The organism is Streptomyces sp. NPDC044044, assembly GCF_056434405.1.
In genome coordinates this window covers 285,710-310,169 of the sequence record NZ_JBWKFG010000001.1, presented here as the reverse complement: position 1 = coordinate 310,169, position 24,460 = coordinate 285,710, and the positions used below count along the sequence as shown (strand labels likewise).

The following is a 24,460-nucleotide window of genomic DNA, read 5'->3' as shown; positions in this document are numbered from 1 at the left end:
GCTCACAGCAAGGGATCCAGGCCTCATGACCACCAGAAGCCTTCCGCGCGGGCTCGCTGCCGTCCTGCTCTCCGTCGTCATCGGCACCGGGGCACTCGCCGCGTGCGGGGACTCCGGGGGAGACGACAAGGGCACGACCGACGCCGCCGCCGACGCCGGATTCCCGCGCACCATCAAGCACGCCATGGGCAGCACCAAGATCCCCGCACGGCCGCAGAAGGTCGTCGTCCTCGACACCGGCGAGCTGGACGACGTCACGCTGCTCGGCATCAAGCCGGTCGGCGCGGTCTCCCCGCACTTCAAGACCTCGGGCGGCTTCCCCTCGTACCTCAAGGGCAAGATCGGCGGGGTGAAGGACGTCGGCCCGATGGAGGAGCCGAACCTGGAACTCATCGCCTCGCTCAAGCCCGATCTGATCCTGTCCTCCAAGGTCCGGCACGAAAAGGTCTACGACAAGCTGGGCGGCATCGCGCCGACCGTCTTCACCGAGACCACGGGATCCCCCTGGAAGGAGAACCTGAAGGTCCACGCCAAGGCCCTGGGCATGGAGAGCAAGGCCGACACGGCGCTCAAGAGCTACGAGACGCGTGCCAAGGCCCTCGGCGACTCCATCAAGGCGAAGTACGACGGGAAGATGCCGTCGGCCTCGGTCGTCCGCTTCATCGCAGGACCGACCCGGCTCTACCAGAAGTCCTCCTACAGCGGCATCGTCCTCGACGACATCGGCCTCACGCGCCCGGCCTCGCAGAACTCGTCCGACCCCGAGAAGACGATGCTCGACGTCAGCCCCGAGCAGATCGACAAGGCCGACGCCGACCTGATCTTCGTGACGGTGGCCGACGCCCCCGACAAGACCCAGCAGAAGGACGTCACGTCCAACCCCGTCTGGAAGGACCTGGACGCCGTCAAGAAGGACAAGGTCTTCACGGTCCCGGACGAGACGTGGATGTCGGGCATCGGGGTCCAGGCCGCGGAGCACGTCCTTGAGGACGTGGCCAAGGCGACGGGCGTCGAACTCCCGGTGAAGTAAACGGCCTTCCCCCCTCCCCCCCCCACGCACCTCCGCTCGCACCCGGAAGTGGACCCACGCCATGCGGCTGTACGTCCTTGCCCGCAACCCCACCGACTCGGTCACCGAAGGCTTTCTGCCCGCCGCGCGCAGGCTCGGCCTCGACGTCACCCTCCTCACCGATCAGCCCGATGCCCACCGGCGCGGTACCGCGCAGGCGACCCTGGAGTCATCGGAGACCCCGGACAGCCTTGAGACCCCGGACAATCTGGAGACCCAGGACAACCTGGAGATCCTGGAGATCCTGGAGTGCGACGTACGCGATTTCCGCGCCGTCATCAGCCGGATCTCCGCACACCACTCCCCCGGCGCGATCTTCACCAACAGCGACCACCTGCAGACCCAGGCCGCCTTGGCCGCCGAGTACTTCGGGCTGCCCGGCAAGGACTGGCGGGCGGCGCTGCGCACCAAGGACAAGGCGCAGATGCGCCGCCATCTGGCGGCTGCGGGCGCCGACGCGGTCTGGTCGGCGGAGCTCTCCGCCGACCAGGATCCGGCCGAACTCACGGCCCTCGACGTCCCGTTCCCGTGCGTGGTCAAGCCGCGGGAGGGCGTGGCGAGCGAGGACGTGGTGCTGGCCGACGGTCCTGCGGACCTGATCCGGCGGTGCACGGAGATACAGGCGCGGCGTCCGGGGGCGGCACTGGTCGTCGAGGAGTATCTCGCCGGGGAGCTGTGCACCCTGGAGACGCTCGGCGACGGACGCGTCCGGCACATCCTGGGCGGCTTCCGTACGGAGGTGTCGCCGCCGCCGTACTTCATAGAGGAGCGGATGACGTTCGTCCCGGCGCATCCGGAGCCGGTGACGGCTCAGGTTCTTGCCCAACTGGACGTGCTGGGTGTGGGGTTCGGGGCATGCCACACGGAGTTCGTGGTGGCGCAGGGGCGGGCACGGCTCATCGAGGTCAACTACCGCGCCATCGGCGACCAGTGCGACCTGCTCCTGGCGCAGCTCCTGGACATACCGCTCTTCGAGCACATCCTCCGTACGCATCTGGGCGAGCCGCTCCCCTCGGACCTGGGCGCGCGGACGGACGGCAGGGCCCGGCTCGACTATCCGTGCGCGCAAAGCTCCGGAACGCTGACGGCCGCGCCGCGCGCGAGCGAAGTGACGGTGGGAGGCGTGCGACTGACGTACCGCCCACTGCGCGAGGTCGGCGAACGGCACGAACTCCACGGCACCAACCGCGACTTCCTCGGCGTGGTCCGCGCCACCGGCACCGAACAGGCGGCGGTGGACCGGGCCGTGGCGGACTTCCTCGCCGAGCAGCACTGGGAGATCACGCCGTGACGCGCCTGACGGACGGAACGGGCGCGGCGCGTTCAACCGCCGAGGGCGTCGAGGACGTCGACGGCGTCGATGGCGTCGCGGGCGAGCTCCTGTTACGCGTACTGAGCGCGCTCCTGCGCGAGGACGTGGTGGGGTGGCGCACCCGGAGCGAGGCGGTGCGGCATCCGGACGGCTTGTGGCTGAGGCTGCCGGTGACGCCACCCGATGACTCCGAGGCAACTGGGGTCCCGCCCAAGACCCCCACGCCACGCGCCTCCACGGAAGACACAGCCGAGCGCGGGACTACCGCGGCCGAGCACGACGTCGACGCGACCCGGAATAGAGAGGGCAACCTGCCGAGTGCGGCACCAACCCGCCCTGCGGAGGCCGAATTCGCGGTCGGTGGCGACGCCTCGCAGTCTGGTGGCGACGGCACCGGGCATCCGCGTCCGTCGGGGGCCGGGAATGCCCTCGGGGCGGTTTCCCGCGGGTCTGGGCCCGGCGACGCCCTGCTGATGCCCGTCCGCGCTGACGGCTATCAGGCGACGTACGCCGCCCGGCTCCCCCTGCTCCGACGCGAGTACGACGGAGTCGAACTCACCGACACCGGCAGCATTCTGTCCGCCCTGCGTGACCTCGCCGACCCCGTCGACCGTGGCGGGTTCGAGGCGCTCGCCGTGGAGTGCGGGCAGGCGCTCGACGCCATGCGGCTGCACGTCGCGACGAAAGGCGAGGCGAACGCCCTGCTCACCGGGCGGTACGGCAGCGAACCCGCCGACTGGACCGGCATCGCGGGCGGGCTGGGTCATGACACCCTCGCCGCGCGTGCGGATCATCCGGTGTATCCGACCTCGCGGGGCCGCTCCGGGCTCTCCGTCACCCAACTGCGCGCGTACGCGCCCGAGTTCCACCCCACCTTCGCGCTGCGTCAGCTCGCCCTGCCCCGCGAGGCCGTCACCGTCGGCGGCGGCATCGAGGCCTGGCTCTCACCCCGTGAGGCAGGCGTTCCCGAGCTCGAAGGGAGCCATCTCGTGCTCCCCGTGCATCCCTTGACCGCGGACGGAGCCCTGCGGGACGCACTGCGCGAGGCAGGGCTCGAAAAGCGGGCCCTGCTCCTCGACCGGCCCGGAGCAGACGTCGTACCGACCCTCTCGATGCGCACCGTCGCCCTCACCTCGCACCCCACGCACCACCTCAAACTGCCGCTCGCCACCGCCACCTTGGGCCTGCGCAACCGGCGCACCATCAAGCCGGGCACCCTCGTCGACGGCGCCGCGGGCCAGCGCCTGGTCGAAGCCGTCATCGCCCGCGAGCCCCGGTTCCAGGGTGTCGTCCTGCACGCGGACGAGACCCGCTTCGCGCACGCCGGGCACGAGCTCATCGCCGTGCTCCTGCGCCGCTGCCCCGCCGGTCTCGACGGCGCCGCCGTCGTGCCGATGGCCGCGCTCCTGTGCCCGGCACCCGGTGACGACCGGCTGCTCATCGACCACCTCGCCGACCGCTTCTACGGCGGCGACCCCCTCGCCCTCCTGGACGCCACGCTCACCCTCCTCTTCGACTGGCAGACCGCCCTCTTCACCTATGGGATCGCCCTGGAGTCGCACCAGCAGAACATCTCGCTGGTGTTCGACCAGGGCGCGGACCACCGGACCCGGCTGCGGCTGCTGTTCAAGGACAACGACGGGCCGCGCATCAACCTCGCCCGGCTGCGCGATGCCATGGGGCAACGAGCGGCGGAGTACGTCGCGTTCGATGACGCGCGGATCTTCGTCGACGGAGATCTGCCTGTGCTCGACGTGTTCACCACCATCACCCTCCACCTCTGCGCGGGCTCCTACGCCTTCGGTCTCGCCCGGCACGGCCACGCCCCACTGGAGCGACTGCTCCGGCTCGTGCGCGAGAGGCTCGCCGAGGCCGTGGACCGGCTCGGCACCGCTCCCGGCGAACCCGGCGCGCTGCTGCGGACGCACGTCCTGGACGCGGCGGAGCTGCCCGTCAAGGCGATGGTCACCGCGGGCACCCTGCTCTCCAAGGAGCGCTCCGGGGCGGCCGACATCAACAAGCACTACACGACAGGCCCCAACTACCTCCGGATGACGGGGACTTCATGATGGCCACCGCCTCGTCGGCGCACGCGCTTTCGGAGGGACCGTCCGTGGGCGCGGGATTCGGGCGTCGCCAGGTCCACGCCGTCGCCGCCTGCTACTTCGTCGCGTCCTTCGCCGCGCTCGGTCTGCCCCCGTACCTCACCACGATCCTCCCGGATCTCGGCGACGCGAGCGCCCGCTGGGCCGGACTCCTGTACGTCGTCCCGACCGTCTTCGGCGCGCTCGGCGCGCCCCTCTGGGGCCGGGCCGCCGACCGCTTCGGCCGAAAACGGCTCCTCCTGCGGGCCCAACTCGGCCTCGCCGTCTCCTTCTTGCTCGCAGGCTGGGCTGACTCCCTCGGCACGTTCGTCACGGCGCTCGTCCTTCAAGGGGTCCTCGGCGGCACGTTCGCCGCGTCCAACGGCTACCTCGCCGCCGCGCTGACCGGTTCGGGCCTGTCCAAAGCGCTGACCTTGATGCAGGGTGCCGCCCGGGCGGCGCTCGTCCTCGCGCCGATCCTGGTCGGCTCGCTCGCCCCCTGGGTCTCGCCGCACCGCCAGTACGCGCTGCTCGCCGTCCTGCCGCTGGCCGCGGCCGCGATGCTCGCCGCCCTCCCCGAACCCACGGCGGATCGATCCGATGCCACGCCGGCCGAAGTACCGGACGCCACCGCCCCGCTCGCTCCGCTGCGGGCGCTCTACGCCTTCGAGTTCGCCTTCGTCTTCTCCACCGTCATCTCCTTCCCCTACCTGATCGCTCTGGTCGAGGACCGAATACCCGGCGTCTCCCCTGTCGTGTCCGGCGCGCTGTTCGCCCTGCCGCACCTGTGCTATCTCCTCTTCGCACTGCGGGTGCACCAGGCCGTCGAGCGCCGCCCCCTGCAGGGGATCGCCGCCGGGTTCGGTGTGGTCGCGCTCGGTCTCGCCGGGCACGGCGCCGCCGACTCGCTCGCCGCGTTCACCGGTGTTCGGCTGCTGCTCGGCGCGGGTCTCACGCTCGGCCTCGTCAGCCTGTCCGTGCTGGCCGCCGAGTGCGCCCACGGCAGACCGCCCGGCGGAATGTTCGGCACGCTGGAGCTCGTCTCCAAAGGGGGCGCGGTCGCCGCCGGTCTCGCGGCAGCGGCCGGCAACAGCCTCATCGGCCTGCCCGCGCCCCTCCTGACCGGCACCGCGATCGCCCTGATCGCCCTGGCCGCCGCCACTCTTCCCGCCCTGTTCCGCCGCTCGCCCCGCATCCGCTGGAGCCGTTGATGTCCTTGCCGACCGGCACGTTCTCCGCCCCGTCCTGGGCGCCCGCCCAGTCCGCCGCCCTCGTCGCAGGCGCCCCCGTCGCCGGCGCCGCGCCCACCCGTCTGCCCAGCGCCGACCAAGCCGTGACGCACACCCTCCTCAACTGCCTCCTGCGCGAGGTCTCGGGGCCCGAGCACCAGACCGCCGTCGTCGACGGCGACCTCCTGCTCCGGCTGCCGCGCCGCGGGGTCCTCCTGCGCGTCGCCCTGCGCCGCGCTTCCCTCCTGGGCGCTCACCGTTTCACCGGCCCGGTGACCGAGCAGCGCGACGGCGCCTGGGTGGAGGTGGACTGGCCGCGCCTCGCCGAGTACACGCACGCCGAGCTCTCGCTGCGTACGGGCGTGCGCAACGAGGAGTTCCTGGAGCAGATCGCCTCAAGCCACCAAGGCGTCAGCGCCGCGCTCGCCGCCGACCGTCCGGTCCCCGCCACGCAGAACGCCCCGAAGTGGCGCGCGGACTACCTCGCCTCCGAGCAGTCCCTGCTGTTCGGCCACCGTTTCCATCCCACCCCCAAGGCCCGCGGCGGCGACCTCGCCGACTGGTCCGCGTACGCCCCCGAGACCGCGGCGGCCTTCCCGCTGCGCCATCTCGCCGTACGGGACCACCTCGTCGCCGAGGAGACGGCGCGGCCGGGCGCCACGGCCCCGCTCGACCGCCTCGGGACCGTGCCGGACGGCTACCGGCTGCTTCCCGTGCACCCCTGGCAGTACGACCTGCTGCGGGAACACACCGGGCTGCGTGCCGCCCTGGACCGCCGGGACGTCATCGACCTGGGCCCCTGCGGCTCACCCTTCGCGGCCACCGCCTCCGTGCGCACGCTGTACGACGGCGACACCTTCCTGAAGTTCAGCCTGAACGTCCGCATCACCAACTGCCTGCGCAAGAACGCCAGTTACGAACTTTCGGGCGCCGTCGCACTCACCCGCGTACTCGAAGGAGCCCTGGACGACCTGGCCGCCCGCTTCCCGGGCAGCGCCGTGCTCCGCGAGCCCGCCTACCGCAGCCTGGCACTCACAGAGCCGGATGGCACTCCCGACCTGGCCCTCCTGGAGGGCTTCGGCGTCATCGTCCGCGAAGGCCTGTCCGGACGGCTCCTTCCCGGTACGACGCCGCTGCTCGCCGCGGCCGTCGCCGACGAGTACCCGACGGGCCCCGGCCACATCTCCCGCCTGCTCGAAGGCGCGGGCCCGCAGCGGGCCCTCGAGTGGTGGCGGACCTATCTGCGGCTCCTGCTGCCACCGGTGCTCGCCGCGTACTTCGACCACGGCCTGGTGCTCGAACCGCATCTGCAGAACGTCCTCGTCTGCGTCGACGACGACGGCATGCCCGCCCAGGTGCTCTTCCGCGACCTGGAAGGCACCAAGCTGCTCCCCGAGCGGCACGCCAGGACCCTAGCCGCGCTCCCGCCCGAGGTCGCGGCCCCGATGACGTACGACGCGCAGCGCGGCTGGGACCGCGTCGTCTACTGCCTCCTGGTCAACCACGTCGCCGAGCTGCTCGCGGCCCTCGCCGACCTCCACCCGCACACCGAGCCCGCACTGTGGTCCCAAGTGCGCGCCACCGTGCAGGAGTTCGCCGACGCGCACGGCTGCCCGCCCCGGCTCAGCGCCCTGCTCGCCGGAGTGCCGCTGCCCGCCAAGGCCAATCTGCTCACCCGCTGGGAGCGCAAGGCCGACCGGGACGCGGGGTACGTCCGCCTCACCTCACCCTTTCCGCTCGCCGAGCACGTACGGGACCTGGGTTCCCGCACCGACGCACCTTGGAGCACCGCCGAATGACCGCCCCCACTCCCGCCGTACGTGACCGTGCCCTCGGCCTCGCTCCGCAGGAACTGCCCGCCTACCTGTACGACCTGTCGGCGCTGGACGCGCACGCGGCCGCCGTGCGCGCCGCGCTCCCGCGGCAGGTCGAGCTCTACTACGCAGCCAAGGCCAATCCGGAGCCGGAGATCCTCACCGCGCTCGGGCCGCACGTCGACGGCTACGAGGTCTCGTCCGGCGGCGAACTCTCCCATGTGGCCAAGGCCGTGACGGGGCGTCCGCTGGCCTTCGGCGGGCCCGGCAAGACACCCGACGAGATCACGGCCGCGCTCGAACTCGGCGTGGAGCGCTTCCATGTGGAGAGCGCGTACGAGCTGCGGATGCTGGACGCGATCGCCGCCCGCGTCGTGCCGCACGCCCGCGTCGGCGTCCTGCTCCGGTTCAACCTCGGCCTCAACGCCGCCGCCCTGGAGGGGAGTTCACTCGCCATGGGCGGGCGACCCACTCCGTTCGGCATCGACCCGGCCGAGGCGGACTCCGTGGTCGCGCCGTTCACCGACGGCAGCCTCCCGCAGGTGCGCCTGCTCGGCGTGCACGCCCATCTGGCCAGCGGACTGGACGCACCACGGCAGCTGGCGGTCGCCGGGTCCATCGTGACCTGGTCACAGGCGCTCGCCCGACGGCACGGCGTCCGCTTCACGGAGGTGAACGTCGGCGGCGGCATGGGCGTGGACTACACGCGGCCCGGTGCGCACTTCGACTGGGCCGCCTACGGAGACGGCCTCGCCGATCTCTGCGCCGCGCACCCCGACCTGACGCTCCGCATCGAGCCGGGGCGCTCGCTGACCGCGTACTGCGGCTGGTACGCGACCGAGGTCCTGGACGTGAAGCAGAGCCACGGCGAGGAGTTCGCGGTGGTGCGCGGCGGCACCCACCATCTGCGCACCCCCGCGGCCAAGGGCCACGAACAGCCCTGCACCGTGCTCCCCGCCCGCGAGCCGTGGCCGCATCCCTGGCCGCGGTCGAAGGCGCTGCAGGACCGGGTGACCTTCGCGGGGCAGCTGTGCACCCCGAAGGACGTCCTGGCCCGGCAGGTTCCGGTGACGGGGCTGCGGGCCGGGGACAGGGTGGTGTTCGCGATGGCGGGTGCGTACGCGTGGAACATCTCGCACCACGACTTCCTGATGCACCCGAGGCCGGGCTTCCACTTCCTCCCCTAGTAACCCTGTGACCATCGCACGACGTTGCGCAGCGGCTCTCCGTCGGCGAGCCGCTGCCAGTTGTCGGCGAACAGGTCGATGACGCGCTCCGTCTCGTCGCGCGAACCGCCCGCGGTGTGCTGGGTGAGGATGACGTTCGGGCAGCTCCACAGGGGGTGCCCGGCGGGCAGCGGCTCCTCGCGGGTGACGTCGAGGACCGCGCCGCCGAGACGGCCGGAGGCGAGGGCGGCGACCAGGGCGTCCTCGTCCGCGAGGGTGCCGCGACCGGCGTTCACGAAGACCGCGCCGGGGCGCAGCAGGCCGACGCGCCGCCGGTCGAAGAGGTCGGCGGTCCCGGCCGTTCCCGGAAGTAGCCCCACGACGATGTCGAACTCGGGGAGCCTGGAATCGAGTTCCTGCCGGGTGCGGATGTCGCCGTCACCCCGTGCGAAGTGCGACACGGAGCAGCCGAAGGGCGCGAGCAGTTCGGCGAGGCGCAGAGCGATGGACCCTTTGCCCAGGATGAGGACGCTCGCGCCGCCCAGGAGCCTCAGTCCGGGCCGGACGTCGAGCTTCGACCAGGACTCCGTGGTGCGGAGTCCCGCCAGCACGTCGACGCCGCGGTAGAGCGCGAGGATGCCCGCGAGGCAGGTCTCCGCGACCGGGTCGGCGAAGAGCCCGCCGAGGTTGGTGACGGTGAGGCGCTGCCCCAGGGCCGGCCAGTCGAGGCCGACGTAACGGTCGATGCCGACGGACGCGAGTTGCAGCCAGCGCAGCTGGGGCGCCTTCTCCACCCGGTCCGGCCTCGGGTTGCCGAGGGCGATGTGGGATTCGGCGAGGACACGCGCGTCGTCGGTGGATCCGGAGTCCGGTTCGGCGAACCAGACCGGACCCGGCGCGACGGCGCGCAGCCGCTCCTGTTCGGCTTCGTCGAGCGCCAGCTCCACATACAGGCCGGCGTCCGGTGGCAGGGCGGCCCGTTCAAAGGCCTGCGGAGCATGTGGTGCACGGACCATTCCTGATACCCCCGTGGTAAGGAAAGCGCTGGTGAACGCACGTTCACCGAACTTAGGGGTTTCGCTCCACGGGGGTCAACAGCGATCTGTCCGGAGCTGAACCGGTCGGCCGAGGAAGGGCCCAGGAGGGGCCAGGAGGGGGCCAGGAGGGGGTCAGGAGGGATCAAGCCCCGGTCGTGGAGCCCGGCCTGATGATCATGAGGATGGTGACGGTGGCCCAGAGGAGGTTGAACACGCCCGTGTACATGGCCAGTTGGGGCCCGGTGCGCTCCCCCACGGCCACCACGCCCGCCCCACCGGCAGGTTGAGCACCCATGCCGTCGCCGCCCTCCCCGGTCACGGCGTCGAGCGCGGCCTCCTGGCGTGGCAGGACGAGGATGATGAGCACGACGGCCGCGGCCATCGTGAGGATGATCGAGGCGATCAGCCAGGCGCTGCCGAGCACGCCCAGGCTGCCCGCGGTGGCGAACCCGGTGATGGGGACGGCGACGCCGACGAACGCGTACACCGAGCAGATGCGCTGCAGCAGCCGCATCGAGGCGACGGCTGCCATGTCCTGCGGGTCGGCCTGGGCGCGGCGCAGGGCCGAGGGGAACATGCTGGCGGCGACGGTGACCGGGCCTACGGCGAGAATGGCGGCCAGCACGTGGAGCGTCAGGAAGAACTTGGTCACAGCGGGAGCCCTCGGGATTCGGAGAACGGCAGAGCACGGCGGAGAACTGCGGAGAACGGCCGAGAACGGCGGAGAACGGCGGAGGTCTGGCGGCTCCCGAAAGGGACCCGGCCGCCGAGATTAGTCAGCGCCTCGGGCCACCGACAGTGGCATTAATGACACGCTTCGCAGAGATACCGCCATCGGCTCCCTAGCCCGCTCTTCTCGACCTTCTCGACGTTCTCGACCTCCTCATCAGGGAGGAGAAGGGCATGAGAGAGCCACACCCCCTGCGCACGAGCTTGGCGGGATGGCGACTCTGCCGTACGTTGCCGCCATGCACACCGTGGCCGTCCTGGCGCCGGACAACGTCATCCCGTTCGACCTGTCCACCCCCATCGAGGTCTTCAGCCGTACCCGGCTGCCGGGCGGGCGGGCCGGCTACCGGGTGCGGGTGTGCGCCGCCGCGCCGCAGATCGACGCCGGTCTGTTCACGCTGCGGGCGCCGTGGGGCCTGGAGGGGCTCGCGGACGCGGACACGATCATCGTGCCGGGCATCGCCGACGTGTCACGGCCGGTCCCCGAAGCGGTGCTCGACGCGCTGCGGGACGCGGCGGCCGACGGCACGCGGATCGCCTCCATCTGCGCGGGCACCTTCACGCTCGCCGCGGCCGGTCTCCTGTCCGGGCTCCGCGCCACCACGCACTGGGCGGCCGCGGCCAGGCTCGCCGAGCACCATCCCGACATCGACGTCGACCCCGACGTGCTCTACGTCGACAACGGACAGATCCTGACGTCCGCGGGCGCGGCCGCCGGGCTCGACCTGTGTCTGCACCTGATCCGCCGGGACTACGGCTCCGCCGTCGCCGCGGACGCGGCCCGCCTCTCGGTGATGCCGCTGGAACGCGAGGGCGGCCAGGCCCAGTTCATCGTCTCCGAGGCGCCGCCCACACCGCAGAGATCGGAGCTCGAACCGCTGCTGCGCTGGCTGGAGGAGAACGCCAGGCGCGAGCTCACCCTGGAGGACATCGCGGGCCACGCGGGCATGAGCACCCGCACCCTGCTGCGGCGCTTCCGGGAGCAGACGGGCAGTACGCCGCTGCAGTGGCTGCACCGCACGCGCATCCGGCAGGCCCAGCACCTGCTCGAAACGACGGGCCATACCGTCGAGCGCATCGCCGTCCAGGTCGGCTTCGGCTCGCCCACCGCCTTCCGCGACCGCTTCAAGCGCGTGGCAGGTGTCAGCCCGCAGGCCTACCGCAAGGCGTTCCAGTGAGCCACGGGCACGAGCCGGAGCACAGGGAGAAGCAGGGGCCGGAGAAGGAGCAGGGGCCGGAGCCCGCGGTGGCGCTCAGGCCTTCCGTGCCTCGACGAGGCACCAGTGCGGGCTGCCGTCGGCCCGGCGGCCGAACTCCTCCAGCGTGTGCAGCCGCACCGTGAACCCGGCCCGGCGCAGGTCATCGAGCACGCCCCGCAGCGGGAACGTCCGGTAGTACATGACGAACGGCGGACGCCACAGCAGGTTCCGCACCCGCATCACCCCGTCGAAGCCGAGCAGCGCCCAGTACAGCGGCGAGGTCATCGGCTGCGGCGCGCCGACCGGAAAGGCGAAGACGCCGCCGGGCTTCAGCGCTCCGTGGACCTGCGCGAAGAGCCGTGGTCTCTCGGCGGGCAGGAAGTGTCCGAACGCCCCGAAGCTCACCGCCAGATCGAAGGCCGCGGCGAAGGGCAGGGCACGCGCGTCGGCCCGCACCCACTCCACCGCGGGCCCACCGCCCCCACCAGCGACCGCGGCGTGCGCCCTGGCCAGCATCCCGGCGCTGAAGTCGACACCGGTGACCCGCTCACGACAGAGCGGCAGCAGCGTCTCGACGCCCGCGCCGGTCCCGCAGCAGACATCGAGCCCCGCGTCGAACGGCCCGAGACCACGCAGCGTGTCCGCGACCGCGTCGAGCATCCGGTCGGGAGTACGGAACGGGGTGTGGTCGAACTTGGGGGCCAGCAGGTCGTAGCCGTCCTCGATGGAGGAGAGAGCCTGCACGGTCAGTTCGCGGAGCGTGGGTCCCTGAGAGGTGAACACCGTCCCCACCCTAGTCAGCGGAGGGGCGGGGTCAGCGGTGGGCAGGACGGTCAGCGGTGGGGAGCACAAGGGGCTCGACCCCGGACAAACCTGGGCATATCTTTGTAATGACGGGCGACTCGGAAGATAGGGGGGTCGTCATGGTCGAAGAGCTGCTCACAGCAGGGGCCGCGGTCGCGGCTGCCGGATTTGTGTACGTGGTGTCGGCGGCCCGTGTGGTCAAGCAGTACGAGCGGGGCGTGGTGCTCCGCCTGGGCCGGCTGCGGGAGAACATCCGCGAGCCGGGTTTCACCATGGTGGTCCCCGGCATGGATCGGCTGCACAAGGTGAACATGCAGATCGTGACGATGCCGGTGCCCGCTCAGGACGGCATCACCCGGGACAACGTCACGGTGCGCGTCGACGCGGTCATCTACTTCAAGGTCATCGACGCCGCCGACGCGGTGATCAAGGTCGAGGACTACCGCTTCGCGGTCTCCCAGATGGCCCAGACCTCGCTCCGGTCGATCATCGGCAAGAGCGATCTCGACGACCTGCTCTCCAACCGCGAGAAGCTCAATCAAGGCCTGGAGCTGATGATCGACTCGCCCGCCCTCGGCTGGGGCGTGCAGATCGACCGGGTCGAGATCAAGGACGTGTCGCTCCCGGAGACGATGAAACGCTCCATGGCCCGGCAGGCCGAGGCCGACCGTGAGCGGCGGGCCCGCGTGATCAACGCGGACGCCGAACTGCAGGCCTCCAAGAAGCTGGCCCAAGCCGCGCACGAGATGGCGGACGAGCCCGCGGCGCTCCAACTGAGGCTTCTGCAGACGGTGGTTGCCGTGGCCGCCGAGAAGAACTCGACGCTCGTTCTGCCCTTCCCCGTGGAGCTGTTGCGCTTCCTGGAGAAGGCCCAGCAGGCGCAGCCGCCTTCGCCCGCACCACCCGCCCCCGCGGCGAAGCCGATCCCGGGACGACCGTCCGCGGCATAGGCCTGGTCCCAGCCGTTCGGGCTTGAACCAGCTTCGGAGGCGTTCTTCGACAACAGCGGAGCATCGGGCTTTGACCAGCGTGCACGGAGGACGGGCCGGGGTGGCGCCAGGGACTCGTAGCCACCGTCATGGCCGGTTACCGCCGGGAGGTCTATCGGGTTGAGCCATGGGTCAGGTAGACGTATCGCGGCCGTAGACCCGCCACTCAGCACGAGGAGGCATGCCTCATGACCGGTGCCCGAACCACCACCGCGGCAGGCAAGACCCGGTTCGACGACATCTACAACCAGCCTGACCCCCGCGCCTACTTCCGTACGCTGGCCCCTTTGCAGTACGAGATACCGCACCAGGCTCAGGACGTCTTCCGGCACACGCTCGCCCAGCGGTCCGCGGTGCGCGGCACCCACCTCCCGGTCACGGTCCTCGACCTCTGCTGCTCGTACGGGATCAACGCGGCGCTGCTCAACCACGACCTCACGCTGGAGGATCTGTACGCGCACTACACCAGCGCCGAGACCGCGGCGCTCACCCGGGGTGAGCTCATCGAGTCCGACAAGGAGTTCTACGCCTCGCGGCGGCGTGCGGAAGCGGTACCGGTCATCGGGCTCGATACGGCCGAGAACGCGACCCGCTACGCCCTGGAGGTGGGCCTGCTCGACGAGGCCTATGCGGAGAACCTCGAGCGTCACCCGCCCAGCGACGAGCTGCGCCGCGCGGTGGGGAGCGTCGGCCTGATCACGGTCACCGGAGGCATCGGCTACATCACCCACCACACTTTCGGCGCGCTCCTCGACGCGACGCGCGTACCGGTGTGGGTGAGCGCGTTCGTCCTGCGCACGGTGCCCTTCCAGGAGATCCTGACCGTCCTGGACTCCCATGGCCTCGCCACCGAGACCGATCCCGGACGGAGCTATCCGCAGCGGCTGTTCAGCGATCCCAACGAGCAGAGCAGCGCGGTGGACCAGGTGCTCAAGGCCGGTGACGACCCCACGGGCCTGGAGGCGGAGGGCCGCTACTACACCCGCCTCTACCAGTCACGGCCCCGCCCGGCGTAACCCCCGGCGGAGGTGGTGCGGGACGTGGTCGGACCACGCCCCGCACCCTTGGCCCAGCTCGGCTGGGCCCAGCTCGGCTCAGTTCGGCCCTGCTCAGTTCGACTCGGCTCGGCTCAGCTGGTGAAGAACTCGCTGACCTGCTCCGCGAACTGCTGCGGGCTCGCCTCGTGCACCGAGTGCCCGACCGGGATGGTGATCAGCCGGCAGTCGGGGATCTCCGACGCCATGTCGGGGATGCGCCCCTGCGGCATGCTGCTGTCCGGTCCGCCCGCCACGATCAGCGTCGGCGCGACGATCTCGCCGAGCCGCTCGCCCCACTCCGGGTCGGGGTCGAAGATCTGGGCGCGGACCGCGGGGGACACGGGCCAGTCGAAGTCGAGGGCCCCTTCGGGGCGCGGAGCCTCGACCATGTCGCGCGGGTAGGGCGGCGGGGTCTCCTCCAGGACGAGGCGCTCGACGCGGTCCGGGTGCTCCTGGGCGAGCAGGTACGCCACGACCCCGCCCATGGAGTGGCCCACGACGCCTACGCGGTCGAGGCCGAGCTCGTCGAGGAAGCCGAGCACGTCGTCCCGCATCAGCTCGACCGAGTACTCGTACGGCCAGTCGCTCTCCCCGTGCCCGCGCAGATCGAGCGCGTACACGCGCCACTCCTGGCCGAGCACCTGCCCGACCTTCTCCCAGGTCGCCGAGGAACCGCCGAGCCCGTGCAGCAGCACGACGGGCGCTCCGTACGAGTCGCCCCAGGTCCGATAGGCCAGGCGTACGTCGCCCACATCCACCACTGCGTGATCGTTCATACCCCTGACGCTACAGCGCGTTGCGCGACCCATTGAGCAGTGGCCTGGACCCATGCTAGAAAGCGCTTACTCCGCTCGCCCCCCGCGCACACCTTCACCCCCCTCTCCCCTCCCCTCCCCTCCCTCACCATCGGAGACCCCATGCACTCTCCCTGGTCCCGCCGCGCCTTCCTGCTCACCACCGGCGGCTCCGCGCTCGCCCTGACGACCTCGGGGCTGCTGCCCTCGGACCAGGCGGAGGCAGCGGTGGCCGCGGACGCGTACGAAGCACTGCGCACCAAGTGGCGCACCTTGATACTCGGCGAGGGCTTCTCCCCCGCGGCCGAGCCCTTCAAGAGCCGCCTGGCCGAACTCGGCACCACAGCACGGGAGTTGCGCGACACCATGACCCCCGCCACGGGTTCCCTGTGGCCGGACGCCTCGTACGCCGACCCCGATCCGGACACCGACCAGGAGTCGTACGGATACTCGGCGAACGTCGTAACCGGTTACAGCAGACTCAGCACCATGGCGCAGGCCTACCGGCAGGAAGGCACGGGCCTGACCGGCGACGCGGACCTCAAGGCCGACATCCTCACCGGCCTCGACCACCTCTACACGCAGGTCTACAACGAGAACCAGGCGCGCTTCGGCAACTGGTACAGCTGGCAGATAGGCGCCCCGCAGAACCTCCTCGACATCTGCGTGCTGATGTACGACCAGCTGTCGGCCACCCAGGTGGCCAACTACTGCAAGGCCGTTGACCACTTCGTGCCCGACTCGGCGGTGGGCAGCTACACCGGGACGAGCACCGGCGCGAACCGCGTCGACCTGTGCCGCGTGCTCGCGCTGCGCGGGGTCGTCGGAGCGAGCTCCGCGAAGATCGCGCTGGCCAGGGACGCACTGTCCCCCGTCTTCCCGTACGTGACGACCGGCGACGGCCTCTACACCGACGGCTCGTTCATCCAGCACACCACCGTGCCCTACACGGGGTCGTACGGATCGGTGATGCTCGGCGGCCTCGGCATGCTCTTCTCCCTGCTGCGCGGCTCCAGTTGGGAGGTCACGGACGCCAAGAAGCAGATCGTCTTCGACGCCGTGGAGAAGGCGTGGGCTCCCTTCATCTACAACGGCCTGGTCATGGACGGCGTGGCGGGCCGTGCCATCAGCCGTGGCCTGGCCACGTCCGACGCCAAGAAGATCCAGGCCGACGACCACCGCCGCGGCCACCCCATCATGTCCGCCGTCGTACTCCTCGGTCAGGGCGCGAGCGCGGCCGAGAACGCGCGCTGGCGCGGCCTGGTCAAGGGCTGGATGCGGCGCGACTACTACAGCCCGCCGCTGGGCGACACCTCGCTCGGCCTGACAAGCCTGGCCCGTCTGCACGGGGTCGAGAACGACACATCAGTGACCGCGATCGCCGAGCCGACCGGCCACCGGCTCTTTCCGAACATGGCGCGCGCGACGCACCGGCGCCCCGGCTGGGCCGCTTCGATCAGCATGGCCGATCCCCGCATCACGTACTACGAGACGGGCAACGGCGAGAATCTGCGCGGCTGGCACACCGGCTCCGGAATGCTCTACTGGTGGGGCGACACCTACGCCAACGGGCAGTACAGCGACGCCTTCTGGCCCACGGTCGACCCGTACCGGCTGCCCGGCATCACGGCCTCGCGCAAAGCGCTCGCGGACGCGGCGGGTGGCGACTGGGGTGCGTCGATGCCTGACGTGAAGTGGGTGGGCGGGGCGAGTGACGGCCAACGCGCCTCCATCGGGCAGTACTTGAAGGGCCTGCAGAGCACCCTGCGCGCGAAGAAGTCGTGGTTCTGCCTGGACGACGCGATCGTCTGTCTGGGCGCGGGCATCGTCTGCACGGACGGCGCGGCGGTCGAGACGACCGTCGAGAACCGCAATCTCGGCCCGACGGGCACCACTTCGTTCCAGGTGGACGGCGCGGCCAAGCCGACCGGCACCCCCTGGTCCGCGACCCTCACCGGCGCCAAGTGGGCGCACATCGGGGGCCACGGCGGCTATGTCTTCCCCGGCGGGGCGACGGTCAAGGCGCTGCGCGAGGAGCGCACCGGCAAGTGGAGCGACATCAACAAGGGCGGCGCGACGACGGCGATCGCCCGCAAGTACCTCACGATGTACGTCGACCACGGCACCGCACCGACGAATGGGACGTACGCCTATGCCCTGATGCCGGGCGCGAGCGCGGCGCAGACAGCGGCCCGGTCGGCGGACACCGGATGGCTGCAGATCCTCGCCAACTCCGACAGCCGGCAAGGCGTTTCGGTCCCCTCGCTCGGCTTCACCGGGGTCAACTTCTGGCTCGGCGGCGCGGTGGGCAAGCTGACCGCGAGCGCGCCCTGTTCCGTGCAGATCAGCGAGAAGAGCGACGGCACCGCGGTCATCTGCGTCAGCGACCCGATGCGCGCGCAGACCTCCCTGACCCTCACCTGGAACCGCGCCGTGTCCGCGGTGACGGCCAAGCCCGCCACGGTCACGTCGGCGGTCACCGGCTCCTCCCTGAAGCTGACGTTCGGGGATCTCAGCGGCACGAAGGGCGCCGGCCAGCGGATCAGCGTCACGCTCGGCTGAGGCGCGACTCAGGCGCGGCTGCCGCGGCGCGCCGCCTTGCGCTGCGGCGGCCCGCTTTGCGTTGCGGCAGCCCGACCTGCCCCCTAGCACCGATGCTTTCCGGTCGACCGTCGATTCCGGTAGAAAATAAAATCAACTGTTCCCGCAGGTCAGACAGTTGTTCCGCCTTGCACCATCGCTTCCGGTCCACATGTTGGACACTCTTCGCGCGACTTTCCGTGCCCCCCGCGCCCGTCCTGAGCTGCCCGAACGGTCATTCGGCGACCGCTCAGCGGACACTTGCATCCGGAAATCGACCATGCGTTTGGAACTCACTCTCCGCACCGGCAAGACTCCCGTCTGCAACCAGCAACACACCCGCATCAAAGGAGAGTTGACGTGCGTTTCTTCCTCAAGACGGTGGGCGCCACCGCTGTCGTGGCCGCCTGCGTGATGTCCGGAACCTCTGGCACGGCGCAGGCCCAGCCCAAGGCTGCCGCCGCCGGCCTCTACGCGCCCTCGTCGCTGGTCCTCGCCGTCGGCCAGGGCGAAGAGGCGGACACCGCGATCATGCAACGCGCCGTGACCCTGACCTGTCTGCCCAAGGCCTCGGGAACCCACCCCTCGCCGTCCGCCGCCTGCGCCGAACTCCGTTCGGTCGACGGTCAGTTCGCCCAGCTGGTCAGCAGGTCGCCCGGCATGGCCTGCACGAAGGAGTGGAAGCCCGTCGTGGTCTCCGTCGACGGCGTGTGGCAGGGCAGACGAGTCGCGTGGTCGCAGACGTTCGGCAACGACTGCGAGATGCGGGCGAGCCTCGCGGAGGGCGCTGCCCTCGCGTTCTGAGCTCCGCCCTCCGTGCGGCTCTGAGCTCCACGACTGCGCCTTGGACGACGCCCTGAGCGACGTCCAAGGCGCTGTTCATGCCGTGAGCCGCACATGACAGGAGACGAGCTCGCCTCCCCCCCCGTCGATCAATCCCGATCTCTCGACCCGGATGTCGTTCCAGGTGTCGATCCGGCCGGTCGCCGTTCGTATAGACAGTGAACGGACAGTGAGAGGACGGCACCGGGCCGGCCCAGGCACGATCCGCCAAGGAGCGACGACCATGAACCAGTACTTGCTCAGCATCTACCAGCCCGACGGCGGCGTGCCGGATCCGGAGTTCCTCGAACCCGTCATGCGCGACGTCGAAGCGGTGAACGCCGAGCTCAGGGAGGCGGGCGCCTGGGTGTTCGCCGGGGGCCTCTTCCCGCCGAGCACGGCCACCGTGGTGCGCCTCAAGGACAGCGAGGTGCTCACGACCGACGGCCCGTACGTCGAGGGCAAGGAACATCTCGGCGGCTTCACCGTCATCCGGGCGGCCGATCTGGACGAGGCGCTCGCATGGGGCCGCAAGCTGGCCCGCGCCATCACCCTGCCCATCGAGGTCAGGCCGCTGCAGCACGGATCCTGCTAGTGGCATCGGGTCCCCCGGAGGTCACGGTCACGGCGGGGATCATCGAGCGGGTCTTCCGTGCGGAGTACGGGCGCGCGGTGTCCGTCCTGGTCCGCGTCCTCGGCGACATCGACATCGCCGAGGAGGCGGTCCAGGAGGCGTTCACCACGGCGGTGCAGCGGTGGCCCTCCACCGGTCTGCCGCCGAGCCCCGCGGGCTGGATCATCACCACCGCCCGCAACCGCGCGATCGACCGCCTCCGCAGGGAGGCGTCCCGCGAGGACCGGCATGCGCAGGCCGCGCTGCTGCAGGCCGAGGATCCACCGGCCGTGGAGGGACCCGTGCACGACGACCGGCTGCGTCTGATCTTCACCTGCTGCCATCCGGCGCTCGCCCCCGCGGCTCGGGTGGCCCTCACCCTGCGCCTCCTGGGCGGACTGACCACCACGGAGATCGCCCGCGCCTTCCTGGTGCCGGAGCCGACGATGGCGCAGCGGATCGTGCGGGCCAAGGGGAAGATCCGCGACGCGCACATCCCGTACCGGATCCCCGGCGACGCCGATCTGCCGGAACGGCTTCGCGCGGTCCTCGCCGTCGTCTATCTCGTCTTCAACGAGGGGCACACGGCCAGCGCGGGTGACGCGCTCGTGCGCGACGACCTCTGCGCGGAGGCCATCCGCCTGGGCCGACTCCTGACGGAGCTGATGCCCGACGAGCCGGAGGCCCTGGGCCTGCTCGCGCTCATGCTGCTCTCCGAGTCGCGGCGGGCCGCCAGGACCACCGCGGACGGTGGGCTCGTCCTCCTCGCCGACCAGGACCGTGACCGGTGGGACCGCGCGCTGATCGACGAGGGCCAGGCGCTCGTCCGCCGCTGCCTGCGCCGCGCCAGCCCGGGGCCGTACCAGATCCAGGCCGCGATCAACGCCGTGCACAGTGACGCGCCGACCGCGTCGGCCACGGACTGGGGCCAGATCCTCCAGCTGTACGACCAGCTCCTCGCGGTGGCCCCGAGCCCGGTCGCGGCCCTCAACCGTGCGGTCGCGGTGGCCGAGGTCGAGGGACCCGCAGCGGCGTTGCCGCTGGTCGACGAGCTCGCTCTCGACAGCTACCACGTGTTCCACGCCATCCGCGCTGACCTGCTGCGACGCCTCGGCCGCACCGATGAGGCGGCACGCGCGTACGAGTCCGCACTGGCCCGCACCGAGAACGCCGCCGAGCGGGCCTTCCTGCTCGGCCGCCGTCAGGAGGGACCGGCGCGGTGACGCCGCACCGGCCGCGGGCAGACTGGTGCCGTCGCCTCAGCAGATGAGGGGATGAGTTGGCAAGAGAGATGAGGAGGGTTTCGTCCTTGACCGCGATCCACGCCCAGGAGATCCGCACCGCCCGCCTCGTCCTCGTACCGCTCCAGGTCGAGCACGCGGACGAGATGGCCGATGTGCTCGCCGACCCCGCTCTGCACACCTTCATCGGCGGTTCTCCGGACGGTCCCCAGGCCTTGCGCGCCCGCTACCTGCGAATGACAGCGGGCTCCCCCGACCCGGCGGTCTCCTGGTGCAACTGGGTGCTGCGGCTGCGCGACGAGGACCGCCTGGCCGGGACGGTGCAGGCCACGGTCGGCCCCTCCGACGACGGCAGCGAGGGCGGCAGCGGCGCGCTGGTCGCGGAGATCGCCTGGGTCGTGGGAACTCCCTGGCAGGGGCGGGGCATCGCGGCGGAGGCTGCCCGCGGCCTCGTCGGCTGGCTCGCGGGACAGCGGGCCGTGCGCCGCATCGTCGCCCATGTCCACCCGGACCACCTGGCTTCGGCCGCCGTCGCCGCCGCCGCGGGTCTTTCCCGCACGGACGAGCGGCAGGACGGCGAGGTCAAGTGGCAGCGGATGCTGGAGCGTTGAGCGCAGCCGCCCGGTGTCGCCTCGCTCAGCATCGGCCGCGGAACGTACGGCGCAGGTCGCCCACCCAGCCGTCGGGGATCTCCCACGGGATGAAGTGACCGCCGCTCTCGTGCGCGGCGAGGTTCACGTGGTGGTACCAGTCGGCACGGTCACCGGCGAGCCAGCTCTGGATCCGCTGCTCGGTGGTGGTGACTCCGGGCGGGTTCTCGTGGCCGACGAACGTGAGTCCGGTGGGGGCCTCGATGGCAGGCCGGCGGTCGTGGGAGGGCGTCCAGGGGTAGCGGTTGGCGTTCGCGTAGTAGCGCACCGACGTTCCGATGGCGTTGTTCACCCAGAAGATCATGGCGTGCGTGAGCAGATCGTCCTTGGAGAAGACGCTCTCCACATCACCCCGGTTGTCGCTCCACTTGTCCCAGCGCTCCAGGATCCAGGCGAGCAGCCCGACCGGTGAGTCGCTGAGACCGTAGGACAGGGTGCTGGGACCGAGGACGTGCACGGCCAGGTGAGCGGCGAACCGCCGTTCCAGGGAGAGCAGTTGGCGGTGGGCGGGCTCGGGCAGGCCCTCCGGGATCGGCTGTCCGCCGCTGAGGTCCCAGCCCCGGTCGCCGTTGAACATCGTGAGCTTCTGGCCGGAGCCGATGTGGATGCCGTACAGCTCGTCGGCGTACTTGTGGCCGAGCTGACCCGTGACGAGGGCGCCGATGTCACATCCCGCCGCGGCGTACTTCTCGTGGCCGAGCGTGTCGGTCATCAAGGTGTGCCAGAGGTCGGCGACCTTCCAGAAGTTCATGTCGGGGTGGTCCGGCAGCGGCGTGGAGAACCCGAAGCCCGGCAGGGAGGGGACGATGACGTCGAAGGCGTCCGCCGGGTCGCCGCCGAACGCGGCGGGGTCGGCGAGCGGATCGACGACCTTGGACCAGTGCCAGAAGGTCCAGGGCCAGCCGTGCGTGAGGACGAGCGGGGTGGGGGCGGGGCCGACACCGGGCCTGCGCATGAAGTGCACGGGCACGCCGTCGACGCTCACCCGGTAGTGCTCATAGGAGTTGATGGCCGCTTCGGCCTTGCGCCAGTCGTAGTGATGGAGCCAGTACTCGGCCAGTTCCTGGAGGTAGCCGCGGCGGACGCCGTAGTACCCGTCGTCATTGCCCACGTCGTCGGGCCACCGCGTCAGCCGCAGCCGCTGCCTGAGGTCGTCGAGCACCGCGTCGGGGACGTGGATGGGCTCGGGAGTCAACGGGAAGCGCGCTGCGGCTGACATCAGGAATCGGGTTCCTTCCGAGGACGGGGGTCAGTACGGGCGGTCGCCCGCGATCGCGACACGTTCGGCCACGCGACGGTGCGGGGCGTAGTCGTCGACCGCGTAGTGCTGGGTGGAGCGGTTGTCCCAGAAGGCGACGTCACCGGCCTGCCAGTGGAACCGCACCTGGTACTCGGGGATCTGCGCCTGCCGCACCAGATAGCTCAGCAGCCTGTCGCTCTCCGCGCGCTCCATGCCCACGATGTGCGTGGTGAAGGAGGTGTTCACGAAGAGCATCCGCCGCCCGGTCTCCGGGTGCCTGCGCACCACGGGGTGCGTGACCGGCGGGAACTGCTCCTGGAGCGGGATCAGCTTCTCGGGTCCGTAGAAACGGGCGAAGCCGGGGATGAAGTCGTGCACCGCCCGGGCCCCTTCGATACGTTCCTTCACCTCGTCGGGGAGGTTGTCGTACGCGGCCGCCATGTCCGCCCACATGGTGTCGCCGCCCACCGGCGGGACCTCACGCAGCTGCAGGACGGCGCCGAGCGCCGGACGCTCCCGGAAGGTGACGTCGGCGTGCCAGACGTTCTCGTACGTGGGGGTGGCGCTGCCGCCCTTGTCGAACCGGACGACGTCGTCGGCCGAGCCGCGCGCGAGCAGCGGATTGGTCTCGAGGTCGCCCCAGTTGAGGGCGAAGGCGCGCTGCTGTTCGGAGGTGATCCCCGCGCCCCGGAAGAAGAGCACCTTCCACTCCAGGAGAGCGCGGTTGAGCTCCTCGCGCAGGGCGGCGGTGAGCGGCTCCGCGAGGTCGACGCCGCGGATCTCGGCGCCGATGAGGCGGCCCTGGGGGACGACGTCGATCAGGTCGTAGGGGCGCTCTTCCCAGCCTTCGGGTACGCGGCGCAGGGTGCGGCGGCCTTCGTACATGCCGTCGGCGGGGACGCGGGCGTCACGGAGCGCGGGCGGGGCGGCGGGAGCAGCGGAGGAGACGGCAGGGGAAACCACAGCCATGGTGATCCTTCAGTGGTGAGTGAGCGGGTGGCGGCAGGGAGACGGATCCCCGGGCAGCTAGCGACCCGATCGCTCGCACCCGCGCCGCCACGGGACCCCGAAGGTCCTCACGGCGGCGGTCAGGTGCTGGATCATGCACGCCATTGTGTATGGCTATGCCTTGCGGAGCAAACCCCCGTACTCGTAGATCCCCTTGCTCTGCTCGGTGGCGCCCAGGTAGGGGGCCAGATCCTCGTGGACCGGGGCGAGCGGGGGCTGGTCGGCGTCCGGGCGCCAGTCGGCCAGGTTCACCAGTCCTGGCTCGACCGGCTCCAGGCCGCCCAGGAGCGCGTCGAGCTCGGCGGGGGTGCGGGTCCGCCAGGGGACGCCGCCGCCGGAGATGTGCGCGCTCATCGCGGCGCCGCGCTCCGGGTCGTCGGCGACGACCTGCGAGAGGCCCAGGTAGCTGCCGGGGGCCGCGCGGTCGATGATGGTGCGCAGCACGCGGCGGGGGTTGTCGGCGTCGGTGAGGTGGTGCACCACCGACAGGAAGAGCACCGCGACCGGCTCGTCGAAGTCGATGAGGCGCCGCACGTCCGGGTGGCCGATGACGGCGTCCTGGTCGCGCATGTCACCGTGGATGACGGTGGTGGTGGCGTCGTCGGCGAGCAGCGCCCTGCCGTGTGCGAGGACGATCGGGTCGATGTCCACGTAGACGACGCGGGTGTCGGGCGCGAAGCGCTTGGCGACCTGGTGGACGTTGTCGTCGGTGGGCAGGCCGCAGCCCATGTCGATGAACTGGCGGATCCCGGCCTGGGTCAGATGGCGCACGACGCGGAAGAGGAACTCGCGGTTCTGCCGGGCGATGTCGACGCACTCGGGGAAGTCGGGCAGCGTCCGCAGCAGGAAGTCGCGGTCGACCGCGTAGTTGTCCTTGCCGCCGAGCATCCAGCCGTAGGCGCGTGCCGACGTCGGCACGTCGAAGGGTATGGATGTGATCCCGGACTGGTCGTCTGCGGCCACAGCGCGTTCTCCACCTCTCCCAGAGGGACATGGGTTTCTGCTCCGTCGCGGCGACACTATCCCGTGACCTTCGGCCGGGT

The 24,460-nt window shown here is 71.0% G+C and carries 20 protein-coding genes and 1 pseudogene; 14 read left to right on the top strand and 7 right to left on the bottom strand.

Translation table 11 applies throughout. The features are described 5' to 3' along the window. Positions 1–25 precede the first annotated feature (25 nt). From AC07AG_RS01490 to AC07AG_RS01465, 6 genes are all read left to right on the top strand, one after another. Complete coding sequence (locus AC07AG_RS01490; protein ID WP_478750699.1) at positions 26–1,030, top strand: ABC transporter substrate-binding protein; 1,005 nt, start codon at positions 26–28, stop codon at positions 1,028–1,030. 61 nt (positions 1,031–1,091) lie between these two features. Continuing rightward, positions 1,092–2,360: an ATP-grasp domain-containing protein gene (locus AC07AG_RS01485; RefSeq protein WP_478750697.1), complete on the top strand. Its 1,269-nt coding sequence runs from the start codon at positions 1,092–1,094 to the stop codon at positions 2,358–2,360. An 89-nt stretch (positions 2,361–2,449) separates the two neighbouring features. After that, positions 2,450–4,450, top strand: a complete 2,001-nt coding sequence (locus tag AC07AG_RS01480) for an IucA/IucC family protein (protein WP_478752167.1) — start codon at positions 2,450–2,452, stop codon at positions 4,448–4,450. Then, entirely contained in the window at positions 4,450–5,676 is a 1,227-nt protein-coding gene (locus AC07AG_RS01475; RefSeq protein WP_478752165.1) for an MFS transporter, read from the top strand. The genes AC07AG_RS01480 and AC07AG_RS01475 overlap by 1 nt, the downstream gene beginning before the upstream one ends. Continuing rightward, positions 5,676–7,493 carry an IucA/IucC family protein gene (locus AC07AG_RS01470; RefSeq protein WP_478750695.1) on the top strand — a complete coding sequence of 606 codons (1,818 nt, stop codon included), beginning with the start codon at positions 5,676–5,678 and terminating at the stop codon, positions 7,491–7,493. Before AC07AG_RS01475 ends, AC07AG_RS01470 begins: the two co-directional genes overlap by 1 nt. Beyond that, positions 7,490–8,695 carry a type III PLP-dependent enzyme gene (locus AC07AG_RS01465; RefSeq protein WP_478750693.1) on the top strand — a complete coding sequence of 402 codons (1,206 nt, stop codon included), beginning with the start codon at positions 7,490–7,492 and terminating at the stop codon, positions 8,693–8,695. The genes AC07AG_RS01470 and AC07AG_RS01465 overlap by 4 nt, the downstream gene beginning before the upstream one ends. Here the strand turns inward: AC07AG_RS01465 and AC07AG_RS01460 are convergent. Both AC07AG_RS01460 and AC07AG_RS01455 read right to left on the bottom strand, forming a co-directional pair. Next, positions 8,692–9,690, bottom strand: coding sequence for a D-2-hydroxyacid dehydrogenase (locus AC07AG_RS01460; RefSeq protein ID WP_478750691.1), 999 nt, complete (start codon positions 9,688–9,690; stop codon positions 8,692–8,694). The two genes, AC07AG_RS01465 and AC07AG_RS01460, sit on opposite strands and share 4 nt — an antisense overlap. Positions 9,691–9,853: 163 nt before the next feature. Further along, on the bottom strand, positions 9,854–10,363 hold the full coding sequence (locus tag AC07AG_RS01455; protein ID WP_478750689.1) for a DUF2269 family protein: 510 nt from the start codon (positions 10,361–10,363) through the stop codon (positions 9,854–9,856). A gap of 316 nt (positions 10,364–10,679) precedes the next feature. Between AC07AG_RS01455 and AC07AG_RS01450 the strand changes: the two genes are divergently transcribed. Next, positions 10,680–11,618 carry a GlxA family transcriptional regulator gene (locus tag AC07AG_RS01450; RefSeq protein ID WP_478750688.1) on the top strand — a complete coding sequence of 313 codons (939 nt, stop codon included), beginning with the start codon at positions 10,680–10,682 and terminating at the stop codon, positions 11,616–11,618. 75 nt (positions 11,619–11,693) lie between these two features. Here the strand turns inward: AC07AG_RS01450 and AC07AG_RS01445 are convergent, their stop codons facing one another. After that, entirely contained in the window at positions 11,694–12,422 is a 729-nt protein-coding gene (locus tag AC07AG_RS01445; protein ID WP_478750686.1) for a class I SAM-dependent methyltransferase, read from the bottom strand. A gap of 140 nt (positions 12,423–12,562) precedes the next feature. Between AC07AG_RS01445 and AC07AG_RS01440 the strand changes: the two are divergent. Together AC07AG_RS01440 and AC07AG_RS01435 are read left to right on the top strand one after the other, a co-directional pair. Further along, a pseudogene (locus tag AC07AG_RS01440) lies at positions 12,563–13,384 on the top strand (slipin family protein); the annotation flags it as partial. Positions 13,385–13,620: 236 nt separating this feature from the next. Beyond that, positions 13,621–14,448 (top strand): hypothetical protein, encoded by an 828-nt coding sequence (locus AC07AG_RS01435; RefSeq protein ID WP_478750684.1) that lies wholly within the window; start codon positions 13,621–13,623, stop codon positions 14,446–14,448. A 113-nt stretch (positions 14,449–14,561) separates the two neighbouring features. On the opposite strand, the gene AC07AG_RS01430 is transcribed toward AC07AG_RS01435, so the two are convergent. After that, positions 14,562–15,245 (bottom strand): alpha/beta fold hydrolase, encoded by a 684-nt coding sequence (locus AC07AG_RS01430; protein WP_478750682.1) that lies wholly within the window; start codon positions 15,243–15,245, stop codon positions 14,562–14,564. A 141-nt stretch (positions 15,246–15,386) separates the two neighbouring features. On the opposite strand from AC07AG_RS01430, the gene AC07AG_RS01425 reads away from it, so the two are divergent. The 5 genes from AC07AG_RS01425 (at position 15,387) to AC07AG_RS01405 (ending at position 21,130) form a co-directional block, all read left to right on the top strand. Continuing rightward, positions 15,387–17,825, top strand: coding sequence for a polysaccharide lyase 8 family protein (locus AC07AG_RS01425; RefSeq protein WP_478750680.1), 2,439 nt, complete (start codon positions 15,387–15,389; stop codon positions 17,823–17,825). 378 nt (positions 17,826–18,203) lie between these two features. Beyond that, a complete protein-coding gene (locus AC07AG_RS01420) occupies positions 18,204–18,647 on the top strand; it encodes a subtilase-type protease inhibitor (RefSeq protein WP_478750678.1) in 444 nt (147 codons plus the stop codon). A 262-nt stretch (positions 18,648–18,909) separates the two neighbouring features. Beyond that, a complete protein-coding gene (locus AC07AG_RS01415) occupies positions 18,910–19,260 on the top strand; it encodes a YciI family protein (RefSeq protein WP_478750676.1) in 351 nt (116 codons plus the stop codon). After that, complete coding sequence (locus AC07AG_RS01410; protein ID WP_478750675.1) at positions 19,260–20,501, top strand: RNA polymerase sigma factor; 1,242 nt, start codon at positions 19,260–19,262, stop codon at positions 20,499–20,501. The genes AC07AG_RS01415 and AC07AG_RS01410 overlap by 1 nt, the downstream gene beginning before the upstream one ends. Positions 20,502–20,587: 86 nt before the next feature. Continuing rightward, a complete protein-coding gene (locus tag AC07AG_RS01405; protein ID WP_478750673.1) occupies positions 20,588–21,130 on the top strand; it encodes a GNAT family N-acetyltransferase in 543 nt (180 codons plus the stop codon). Between the two features lie 25 nt (positions 21,131–21,155). Here the strand turns inward: AC07AG_RS01405 and AC07AG_RS01400 are convergent, their stop codons facing one another. The 3 genes from AC07AG_RS01400 to AC07AG_RS01390 all read right to left on the bottom strand — a co-directional run bounded on the left by AC07AG_RS01400 (position 21,156) and on the right by AC07AG_RS01390 (position 24,380). Next, on the bottom strand, positions 21,156–22,388 hold the full coding sequence (locus tag AC07AG_RS01400; RefSeq protein ID WP_478750671.1) for an epoxide hydrolase family protein: 1,233 nt from the start codon (positions 22,386–22,388) through the stop codon (positions 21,156–21,158). A 30-nt stretch (positions 22,389–22,418) separates the two neighbouring features. Further along, entirely contained in the window at positions 22,419–23,378 is a 960-nt protein-coding gene (locus AC07AG_RS01395) for a TauD/TfdA dioxygenase family protein (protein WP_478750669.1), read from the bottom strand. Between the two features lie 153 nt (positions 23,379–23,531). After that, a complete protein-coding gene (locus AC07AG_RS01390; RefSeq protein WP_478750667.1) occupies positions 23,532–24,380 on the bottom strand; it encodes an SAM-dependent methyltransferase in 849 nt (282 codons plus the stop codon). Positions 24,381–24,460 lie beyond the last annotated feature (80 nt).